Source organism: Sulfurimonas sp. (assembly GCF_023229025.1).
Taxonomy (GTDB): Bacteria; Campylobacterota; Campylobacteria; order Campylobacterales; family Sulfurimonadaceae; genus Sulfurimonas.
In genome coordinates this window covers 1-10,036 of sequence record NZ_JALOAA010000054.1, presented here as the reverse complement: position 1 = coordinate 10,036, position 10,036 = coordinate 1, and the positions used below count along the sequence as shown (strand labels likewise).

Here is a 10,036-nt window from a genome sequence, read left to right as displayed (position 1 = left end):
ACTTATATCTTCTGTTTGTAAGTTTGCTCTCAACAAATCTTTTTGCTTCTACGACAAACAAAACACCAAAGCCTATTGCTAAAATCTCCATCCAAGTGGTTAAATCTAGAGCTTCACTCTTAAAAGCGGTGTTCATAAAAGGTGTATGCGTAAAGGCAATCTGCGACAGAGCCATAAGGGCTACACCAATTAGCATAAACTTATTGTTAAAAATATTAGTTTTAAAAACCGATTTTTCAAACTCTTTACATGAAAAAATATAAAATAGTTCAACAAAAACAAAAATATTTACTGCAACGGTTCTAGCATACTCTACGCTATATCCGCTAGAGATTGCATAATTAAACATTGCATAAGAGGCAATTAACATATAAAAACCCACCACCAACATCTGAACAACTATAGCTTTTGTCAAAATCGGCTCTTTTGGGTCTCTAGGAGGACGAAGCATTATGTTCTCTTCCCTAGGCTCAAAAACAAGCATAAGCCCAAGCAAAATTGCGGTTGACATGTTTATCCATAAAATCTGTACAGGCAGTATCGGAAGAGTGAGCCCTAACATTATTGTCACTAAAATCACAAGCCCCTCTCCAAAGTTTGTCGGAAGCGTCCATGTTATAAACTTAACTAGATTATCAAATACATTTCTTCCCTCTTTAATGGCATTTGCTATTGAGCTAAAGTTATCATCACTTAGTATCATGTCGGCAGCCTCTTTTGCCACTTCCGTTCCGCCTAGCCCCATAGCTATGCCTATATCTGCTTGCTTTAGTGCCGGAGCATCGTTTACGCCGTCACCGGTCATCGCAACTATCTCTCCGACTGCTTGAAGAGCATCCACAATTCGCAGTTTCTGCTCAGGCTCAACTCTTGCAAAGACTTTAACGGTTTTTATCTTCTCAATTAGCTCGGCATCCGTTAAACTAAAGAGCTCTTTACCTATTAAGACGGACTCCTCATACTTTGCATCCGCCTCCACTATAGACATCATTTTTGCGATTGAAAAAGCCGTAAGTGCATGATCTCCTGTAATCATTATGATATTTATGCCTGCACCTTTTGACTCTTTTACAGCCTCAATAGCTTCTGGTCTTGGCGGATCCATCATAGCTTGAAGCCCTAAAAAAACAAACCCTTTGTCTAGTTCTCTATCACTAATTCTATCTCCACTACTGAGCTTCTTTGCAAATGCAAGAACTCTTAACCCTCTGCTTGCGTACTCCTCTGCTTGAAGTAATATTTTTTCTTTGTCAATCTCTACCCTATTTGCACCGGCAATCTCAAAATCACAAATATCCAAAGTTCGCTCTATAGAGCCTTTTAGATATATGGTGTTTTGACTGTTTTGCACATCACTGTTTAGTGTAGCCATATATTGTCTATCAGACTCAAAAGGCAAAATATCAACTCTTGGAAAAGTTTTGTTTAATAGATATTCATCACATCCGCCCCTTAATGCACTGACAATTAACGCACCCTCCGTCGGATCTCCACTTATCACATATTGCCCATCTTTTTCTACAAGATATGACTCATTACAAAGGTAGCCGGCTCGCAGAATCTCCATAAGATTATCATCTAAAGAGTCTAATTTTTGCCCATTTTGAAAAAAATCACCGTTTGGTTCATAACCGTTGCCGGAGACTTCATATAAGTTATCGTCGCAAAATATGTTTGTAACACTCATCTTGTTTTGTGTAAGTGTTCCTGTTTTATCCGAGCATATAGTCGTCACGCTTCCAAGTGTCTCAACTGCCGGAAGTTTTCTGATTATGGCATTTTTCTTTGCCATGCGACTGACTCCTATAGCAAGAGTAATAGTCACAGCTGCAGGCAGACCTTCTGGAATTGCTCCTACTACAAGAGCAACCGAAGCCATAAATGTCTCAACTGCGCTGTACTCTCTTAAAAGCCCTATTAAAAAGGTAAATACTGCAAGAGCTAAGATAACATAGAGTAAAATTTTTGAAAATGATGAGATTTTTTTTGTAAGAGGAGTCTGCATTGAGGTCGTCTCATCTATTAGATGGGCAATCTTACCAAGTTCTGTATGCGAAGCAGTTGCCACAACAATGCCTTTTGCTCTTCCATATGTTACATATGTACCGGAGTATGCCATGTTTTTTCTGTCGTTGAGGGTAATATTTTGCTGATACAGAGATGTATCTTTTTGCATCGCAAGTGACTCGCCTGTAAGCATGGACTCATCAACTTTGAGATCTTTGCTCTCTAAGAGTCTCAAATCAGCCGGTACTTTGGAGCCTGATTCTAGTAAAACTATATCTCCGGGAACTAATTCAGCTGAAGAGAGGGTAATCTTCTTTCCATCTCTTATAACAACGGCTTGTGTATGCATCATCTGTTTGAGTGAGTCTATCGCTTCTTGTGCTTTTATCTCTTGCATGTAGCTAACAACTACATTTATTATGACAACAGCAAATATTACTCCGCTATCAACCCACTCCTGCAAAAGCCCTGTAACTAAGGATGCACCTAAAAGTATATAGATAAGGGCATTATGAAACTGCATAAAGAATTTCTTGAACTTTGAGTCATCTTTTTTTTCTTTTAACTCATTTTTGCCAAAAAACTCTTTGCGATGTTTGATGCTAAGCTCTCCTAATCCATCGCTGATATCACTCTCAAATAGTTCAACAATTTTATCGCTCTCAAGACTATGCCAATTATCTGCTATTAAGTGCTGCATGACAAACTTACCCCTTCTATTTTGAAGATTATACTATTTTAATCAATTATTTCTTATAATAGGGAAAATCTCTTTTAAATGGGAGTTTAGAATGTCAACAGCTACCGACGACAGATACAACAAGCTTGAAAAAGTTATGAAAAAGCTTGGTTACGAGAAGAACTCCCTCATAGAGGTTCTTCACAGCACTCAAGGGATTTTCGGCTACTTGGGAGTTGATACTCTAAAATTCGTTGCAAAACGATTAAAACTCTCCTACTCCAAAGTTTACGGAGTTGCCACATTTTACAACTACTTTAGATTAAAACCAAAAGGCAGACACAATATAGTCGTCTGCTTGGGAACTGCATGTTATATAAAAGGCTCGGAGAAGATTCTTCAAAAAATTGAACAAAGATACGGCATAAAGGCAGGAGAGACGACTTCAGACGAAGCTTTGTCACTTTTAACTGCTAGATGCTTTGGCTCTTGTTCGCTTGCTCCTGTTATAGTTTTTGATGAAGAGATAAAAGCAAAAGTCTCACTTGAAAATCCGCTCTGCGGCATTGAGGAGAGTATAAAATGATTACATCCAAACAAGAGCTTCAAGAGTTAGCCCAGATAAAAAAGGCGCAAAACGACAGCAACCCAAAAGAGAAAACTCTCGATACCTCTTCTGCTTTTTATGCAAAACAGAAGCGAATTGTTCTTGAGAACGAGGGGATAATCGACCCTGAAGATATAGAGGATTATATAGCACACGGCGGGTACATCTCTCTTTTTAAGGCTTTAGATGAGATGAGTTCAAAAGATGTCATAGAAGAGATAAAGATAAGCGGACTTCGTGGTCGTGGCGGCGGAGGTTATCCTACAGGATTGAAATGGGAGAGTGTCTCAAAAGTAAAAAGCTGGCAAAAGTACATCATCTGCAACGGCGATGAGGGAGATCCGGGTGCTTTTATGGATAGAGCCGTTATGGAGAGTGACCCACACAGAGTTTTAGAGGGAATGGCGATAGCGGGATATGCATGCGGCGCAGACAAGGGTTATATCTATGTCAGAGCCGAGTATCCCATAGCCGTTGATAGATTAACAAAAGCTATAAAGCAGGCGACTAAGCTTGGGATTTTGGGAGAAAACGTCGCTCAGAGCGGATTTAGTTTTAGCATTGAGATAAGACTGGGTGCTGGTGCGTTTGTATGTGGAGAGGGAACTGCTCTTATAGCCTCCATAGAGGGAGGGCGTGGACATCCAAGACAAAAACCGCCGCACCTAAGCGATAACGGTTTATGGGGAAGACCTACCGTTTTAAATAATGTTGAAACACTTGCAAATATAGCACCTATTATTAAAAACGGCGGTGAATGGTTTAGAAACATAGGTACAGAAAAATCAAGCGGAACAAAAGTTTTTGCACTAACCGGACGTATAAAAAATACCGGGCTAGTTGAAGTGCCGATGGGAACAACCTTAAGAGAGCTTGTTTATGATATTGGCGGCGGAGTTGAAGATGACAAAAAGTTTAAAGCCATCCAATCAGGCGGCCCTAGTGGAGGATGCATCCCCGAACATCTTTTAGACTTAAAAGTTGATTATGAGTCACTAAAAGAGGTAGGCTCTATCATGGGAAGCGGCGGACTTATAGTAATGGATGATAGCTCTAATATGGTAGAAATCGCACGATACTTTATGGACTTTTGTGCAAGCGAATCATGCGGGAAATGTACACCATGTAGAGTAGGAACAACACAGCTTACACAACTGCTTGACAAGTTTATAGCCAAAAAGGCGACTAAAGAGGATTTTACTCTTTTAAAAGAGATGTGTGAGGTTGTAAAAAGCACGAGCCTTTGCGGGCTTGGGCAGACTGCCCCAAATCCTGTTTTAAGCACCATAAAATACTTTGAAGATGAGTACCTAGCAGGAGTATGTAATGATTAGAGAAAAAGTAAGAGTTAAAAGCTTTAAGATAGACGGTATCTGTGTAACAGGACAGTCAAATCAGACCATACTTGAAGTAGCGCACGACAACGGCATTGAGATTCCGACTATGTGCTACATGGAGGGTCTTAGCTGTGTTGGCTCATGCAGAATGTGCATAGTTGAGATAAAAGGTTCTCATGAGCCAATTCCAGCCTGTACCGCAAAGATAAAAGAGGGGATGGAGGTGACTACTTCTTCGCCTTATATAAAAACTGCAAGAGAGATGATACTCTCCATGATGTTTAGCGAGCGTTCTCACACATGTAGCACCTGCGTAGTAAATGGAGATTGTGAACTTCAAAGCAAATCCGTAGAGCTTGAACTTGAGCACAGCGCTACTCCTTATCTAAATCAGAGATTTGAGATAGACGCTTCACATAAAAACTTTGTTAATGACCCAAACAGATGTATTTTATGTACAAGGTGCATTAGAGTTTGTGACGAAATAGAGGGAGCACATGCACTTGATCTCTTTGGCAGAGGTTTAAACACAAGAGTTATTCATGACATGGATGAGCCTTGGGCTGATTCAACGAGCTGCACAAGTTGTGGAAAATGCGTCTATGTCTGCCCTACAGGTGCACTTTATGAAAAAGATATAAGTGAAGAAGATGTTATTAAAAAGCGAAAGATTATTACTGAGCTGATTAAAAACAAAAGTTGATTAGAGCTACAATTTATTAAAATTGAAATGAATATACTAAGCCGCCGAATATATCAATCTTTTTTTGCTGAGTAGTGTAATGTGGTTGTGTTTGATAGAAAAATGTAAGCTTGTGAACATCATAATAAAGATCCGCTCCTGCGTAAAGTGAAATATTAATTATATTTTTATCAGTTGCATACCCCTCCTTTTTAGCTTCATCTAAAATGTATGAATATGCCATTAATGATCCGTTTGCTCCTATGCTTAGAGACCATCCCAAATCATCTTCATGTTTCTTATCTAAGCGTAACAGCGAAGCTTCTTCTTTTAAATATGGATAGTGGAGGTTGAAACTTCTGGCATAATTATCACCTATTCTAAACATGGTGCCTCCAAATGCATCAATCATAAAATTACCGGCTTGAACTCCAAAATGATTAAACCAATCCATACTTAACCAATTTATATTATTTTTCTCCCAACTTATTTCTCCAAATCTAAAAAGTGTATTTATAGTGTATTTTGTTCCTAGTTGTGTATCCCAGCCTTTCGTTTCAGTATCACTAACAAACTTATGAGCAATATTTTGTACAAATTTTGTTCCCGACTCTTTTCCAACAACGCCACTCTCTATCCTATATTCAGTAAAACTTTTTTCATCCCATTCAAACATAAAAAAAGATAAAACCAAATGACCAACATAAGGTAGATCGTTATATTGCGGTGTTGTTACAGAGATATCCTTTGGGGTGATCATTATTTGGCTTATGCTTATTCCTGCATTATAATTTTTAACTCTATCTGGAGAAATGAAGGGGAGAGTCTCAACTATTTTGCCGGTAAAATTACTATATGAACTTGATTTATTGTTATCGTTATGTGAAGCCCTATATGTGTCATCCAGCCAACTAAAACTGATTCCATTTGTAAAATGTCTGTCTGTTCCGGCAAAAACATCATTATAAAATGAGAATGATACCTGATCGGCATTAAGTGTCAAAGAGAAAAACAGCAGCACCAATTTTAATCTTTGCATCATTTAAATAACTTGTCTAGTTTATTTGTCTCTATTTTAATAAACATTAACAATACCCCTTTGCAATTTCATTGATAAGTTTAACCGCTAGCTGCTTGATTAATAATAAGAGGAGTAAAAATAGAGCCACTTTTTCGATTACTCAATGTATAAATTTAAACTACTAATAAATTTGTTATACTATTCTCTTTATAATAGAGGTAAAACAGATGAATGATTCTCTAAAAAAAATACGTCTAGCTACTATTTGGCTTGATGGCTGTTCCGGATGTCACATGTCGATTTTAGATATGGATGAGAAGCTTGTTGAGATAGCCGAATTTGTTGATGTCGTCTATAGTCCTTATGTTGATGCCAAAGAGTTTCCAGAGGGTGTTGACTTAACTATAGTCGAAGGAGCTTTAAGTACAGACCATGACTTAGAGATGATAAAAAAGATAAGAAAAAACTCTAAGCTTATCTTGGCACTTGGGGATTGTGCAATAACTGGAAATATATCTGCTATGAAAAATCTCTACGGCAAAGAAGCAGTTTTGCAAAGAGGGTATTTTGAGCTTGCTGATTTAAACAAAGAGTATCCATCCAAAACAGTACCAAAACTGCTTGAGAGAGTCATACCTCTGCATGAGGCTATAAAAGTTGACTACTTTCTTCCCGGTTGCCCTACCCCGGCAGACGCAATTTATGAGATGTTAAAAGCGCTTATAGAGGGCAGAGAGATAAATGTACATGAGCTTACAAGGTTTGGAAAATGAAAAAGATAATTATAGACCCCGTAACACGCATTGAAGGGCATGCAAAGATAACAATAGACCTTGATAAGAGCGGCAAAGTAGAAGATGCTAAGATACATGTAACACAGTATCGCGGTTTTGAGAAGTTTTGCGAAGGCAGACTCTACACCGAAATGCCGGCTCTCACAGCCAGAACATGCGGCATCTGCCCTGTGAGTCATGTAGTGGCTTCCACAAAAGCAATTGATGAGATACTAGGCATTACTCCGCCGCAAGCTGGAGTTAACATAAGAAAAATCGTCAACCTTGCTCAACTACTCCAATCCCATACGCTAAACTTTTTTCATCTCTCAAGCCCTGATTTTGTCTATGGCTTTGACGCACCAAAAGAGGATAGAAACATCTTTAAGATGATGCAGACACACCCACAAATGGCAAAAGACGGCATAAACCTAAGAGCATTTGGGCAAAAAATTATCCAAGATTTAGCAGGGAAAAGAATTCATCCTACAGGCATTATTCCCGGAGGAGTAGAGCATAAAATTGAAGCACCTCAAAAAGAGGCGATTTTAGAGCAGATTCCTGAGATGTTAAAAATAGCGCAAAGCGCTTTAGAGTTTTTTAGAGCAAATATGCATAAATTCCAAGAGGAGATAGACTCCTTTGCCGCATTTCCATCACTTTTTATGTCTCTGACAAATGAAGAAGGTACTCTTGAGCACTATGATGGAAAACTCTGTTTTATGGATAGCGAAGGAAAGATTTTACAAGACAATATTGAGCCTAGAGATTACAAAGATTTTATAGGAGAAGCGGTTGAAGAGGATAGCTACTTAAAATCGCCCTATTACAAACCTTTAGGATATCCAGAAGGGATGTATAGAGTCGGAGCGCTTGCGAGGTTAAACATTGCTAAAACATGCGGGACTCCTTTGGCAGATGAGGAGCTTAAAAAATTCAAAGCTCTTAATGATGCAAAACCAGTGCTTAACTCATTTTACTACCACTATGCAAGGCTAATCGAGATGATTTATAGCATTGAGAAAATAGAGGAGCTTTTAAAGAGTGATGAGACGATGAGTGATAATGTAAAAACAAATTCTAAAATCACTAAAACAAAAGGCGTAGGGTGTTCGGAGGCGCCAAGAGGAACTCTTTTTCATGAGTATCATGTAACAAAAGATGGCGTCATAACGGCAGTAAACCTCATCATCGCAACCGGAAACAATAACCTTGCCATGAATGCAGGAGTAAAACAGGTAGCTCAAAAGTTTATAGATGCCAAAAATATAACCGACGGTGCACTAAACAGAGTTGAGGCGGTAATAAGATGTTTTGACCCATGTCTAAGTTGCTCTACTCATGCATTAGGAATCGTCTCTTCAAAAATAGAGGTACGAGACCATAATAAAAAAGTAATTCAAGTGATTGATAGAAACTGATGAGAGCAATCATAGGCTATGGAAATGAGTTAAGAGGCGAAGATGCCTTCGGACTTGATGTTATAAAAGAGTTGCAAAAACTCTCCCTAAAAGATACAAAACTAATCTCTGCACATCAACTCACACCAGAGATGGTTTTAGAGCTTCAAGAAGCTGATGAGATAATCTTTATTGACACCTGCCTTGATGAAAAAAATCCTTATGCTCTAGCTTGTTCTTTAAGCCGGCATAGCGGTTTGAACCTTAGCCACCACATATCGCCAAAAACAATTATCTACATGTTAAAAAGTCTATATGCCAGACTCCCCGACTTTTATATCTACTCAATGATGAGTAACAGCTTTGAGAGAATAACCGATAACAGACGCTACAAAGAGAGAGTCTCAATGACGGCAGAACATATCATTTCGGTTGATAGGCAGTAGTATGAAAAGAGTGATTTTAAGACTGCTTCTGCTCCTCTTTTTTCTTACAAACATTTATGCCGAAGATAGGGAGGAGGCTTTATGCGGTACTTTTTTTGAACCGTTTGTATTTTGGGTGTGGAGCTCAATGACGCAAAAACCAAACAGTAGCATAGTCGCAAACATCCCTTTTATAGAGCCGAGTCAATACAAAACGTCTGATGGCAAAACGCTTCGAGGCTACAGATATCTCTCAAATAACGGCTACGCAAAAACCTCCCCAAAAGGTTATATTTTGGTCGCCATGGGAAACACTATGGTATCAGATCAGATGATTGTTATGCTAAAGAGTTTCTCGCTAAAGGGGTATGATGTTTACGTCTATGATTACAGAGGCTATGCAAACTCGGAAGGAGCTAGACGCATAAAAGCGATAATAGAGGACTACGAAGAGATAGCCAAGACGCTAAATAAAACATATAAGAAAAAACTGCTTTACGGCATCTCGCTTGGCGGTGCCGTTATGCTCAATATCATAGGCTCAGGCTTGGAGTATGATGCGGCTGTTATAGATTCTGCTCCGAGTTTTCTCTCCCCGTTTGGATGTCCAAAATCCATAGACCCGTTACAAAATCTTCCCAAAGATGCAGATAAAATTTTTCTAATCACCGCACAAAAAGATTCAGTCCTTCCAAAAAGTATGACCTCCCCCCTAAGAGAGAGTGCCCAAGAGAGAGGTGCTAAAACATTGGACGCAGAGGAGTATGAACATCCATTCGCCGATAGAGATTTAGAGATTCATTATAAGCGAATGAGTACTATTTTAGAGTTTTTAGATACCAAATAACAGAAGCAAAACAGGAAGCAGCAAGAGGTCTGCAATAATCGCCATAAACATAGCAATCGTTGTCAAAAGCCCAAAATAGATGGTAGGAAGGAAGTTTGAGAGCACTAAGATAGAAAAACCTACCATTATAATAGTAGATGTATAAAACATCGCCGTTCCAATGCTGGCATGTGACTCACACATAGACATCTCTGCCTCGTTTGTCTGCCTGTAAAGCAGAGAGTATCTATAAATATAGTGTATAGTATCATCTACTGC

Annotated in this window: 9 protein-coding genes and 1 pseudogene; 7 read left to right on the top strand and 3 right to left on the bottom strand. The window is 38.8% G+C overall.

Going from position 1 to position 10,036, the window contains the following annotated elements:
• A partial coding sequence (locus tag M0Q20_RS10220) for a cation-transporting P-type ATPase (RefSeq protein WP_295061521.1) occupies positions 1 to 2,707 on the bottom strand: 2,707 nt, incomplete at its 3' end.
• 91 nt (positions 2,708 to 2,798) lie between these two features.
• Here M0Q20_RS10220 and M0Q20_RS10215 point away from each other — a divergent pair.
• Genes M0Q20_RS10215 through M0Q20_RS10205 form a run of 3 tightly spaced genes read left to right on the top strand, consistent with a single transcriptional unit; the run spans position 2,799 to position 5,333 of the window.
• On the top strand, positions 2,799 to 3,272 hold the full coding sequence (locus M0Q20_RS10215) for an NAD(P)H-dependent oxidoreductase subunit E (protein ID WP_295061518.1): 474 nt from the start codon (positions 2,799 to 2,801) through the stop codon (positions 3,270 to 3,272).
• The gene (locus tag M0Q20_RS10210) at positions 3,269 to 4,627 is read left to right on the top strand and encodes an NADH-quinone oxidoreductase subunit F (protein WP_295061515.1); all 1,359 of its coding nucleotides are present in this window, start codon (positions 3,269 to 3,271) and stop codon (positions 4,625 to 4,627) included. Before M0Q20_RS10215 ends, M0Q20_RS10210 begins: the two co-directional genes overlap by 4 nt.
• On the top strand, positions 4,620 to 5,333 hold the full coding sequence (locus tag M0Q20_RS10205) for a 2Fe-2S iron-sulfur cluster-binding protein (protein ID WP_295061512.1): 714 nt from the start codon (positions 4,620 to 4,622) through the stop codon (positions 5,331 to 5,333). Before M0Q20_RS10210 ends, M0Q20_RS10205 begins: the two co-directional genes overlap by 8 nt.
• 16 nt (positions 5,334 to 5,349) lie before the next feature.
• Here the strand turns inward: M0Q20_RS10205 and M0Q20_RS10200 are convergent, their stop codons facing one another.
• Positions 5,350 to 6,354: a lipid A deacylase LpxR family protein gene (locus M0Q20_RS10200; RefSeq protein WP_295061509.1), complete on the bottom strand. Its 1,005-nt coding sequence runs from the start codon at positions 6,352 to 6,354 to the stop codon at positions 5,350 to 5,352.
• A gap of 206 nt (positions 6,355 to 6,560) precedes the next feature.
• Between M0Q20_RS10200 and M0Q20_RS10195 the strand changes: the two genes are divergently transcribed.
• The 4 genes from M0Q20_RS10195 to M0Q20_RS10180 are packed head-to-tail and all read left to right on the top strand — an operon-like array spanning position 6,561 to position 9,778.
• Entirely contained in the window at positions 6,561 to 7,106 is a 546-nt protein-coding gene (locus M0Q20_RS10195; protein WP_295061506.1) for a hypothetical protein, read from the top strand.
• Positions 7,103 to 8,527, top strand: coding sequence for a Ni/Fe hydrogenase subunit alpha (locus M0Q20_RS10190; RefSeq protein WP_295061503.1), 1,425 nt, complete (start codon positions 7,103 to 7,105; stop codon positions 8,525 to 8,527). The genes M0Q20_RS10195 and M0Q20_RS10190 overlap by 4 nt, the downstream gene beginning before the upstream one ends.
• Positions 8,527 to 8,952, top strand: coding sequence for a hydrogenase maturation protease (locus M0Q20_RS10185; protein ID WP_295061501.1), 426 nt, complete (start codon positions 8,527 to 8,529; stop codon positions 8,950 to 8,952). The genes M0Q20_RS10190 and M0Q20_RS10185 overlap by 1 nt, the downstream gene beginning before the upstream one ends.
• 1 nt (position 8,953) lies before the next feature.
• A complete protein-coding gene (locus M0Q20_RS10180; RefSeq protein WP_295061498.1) occupies positions 8,954 to 9,778 on the top strand; it encodes an alpha/beta fold hydrolase in 825 nt (274 codons plus the stop codon).
• On the opposite strand, the pseudogene M0Q20_RS10175 reads toward M0Q20_RS10180, so the two are convergent.
• A pseudogene (locus M0Q20_RS10175) lies at positions 9,764 to 10,036 on the bottom strand (RND family transporter); the annotation flags it as partial. The gene M0Q20_RS10180 and the pseudogene M0Q20_RS10175 overlap by 15 nt on opposite strands.

Bases quoted from the DNA above. Each gene is read 5' to 3' on its own strand.
- M0Q20_RS10205 (WP_295061512.1), top strand. From the start codon at position 4,620: ATGATTAGAGAAAAAGTAAGAGTTAAAAGCTTTAAGATAGACGGTATC.
- M0Q20_RS10215 (WP_295061518.1), top strand. From the start codon at position 2,799: ATGTCAACAGCTACCGACGACAGATACAACAAGCTTGAAAAAGTTATG.
- M0Q20_RS10195 (WP_295061506.1), top strand. From the start codon at position 6,561: ATGAATGATTCTCTAAAAAAAATACGTCTAGCTACTATTTGGCTTGAT.
- M0Q20_RS10200 (WP_295061509.1), bottom strand. From the start codon at position 6,354: ATGATGCAAAGATTAAAATTGGTGCTGCTGTTTTTCTCTTTGACACTT.
- M0Q20_RS10180 (WP_295061498.1), top strand. From the start codon at position 8,954: ATGAAAAGAGTGATTTTAAGACTGCTTCTGCTCCTCTTTTTTCTTACA.
- M0Q20_RS10210 (WP_295061515.1), top strand. From the start codon at position 3,269: ATGATTACATCCAAACAAGAGCTTCAAGAGTTAGCCCAGATAAAAAAG.
- M0Q20_RS10190 (WP_295061503.1), top strand. From the start codon at position 7,103: ATGAAAAAGATAATTATAGACCCCGTAACACGCATTGAAGGGCATGCA.
- M0Q20_RS10185 (WP_295061501.1), top strand. From the start codon at position 8,527: ATGAGAGCAATCATAGGCTATGGAAATGAGTTAAGAGGCGAAGATGCC.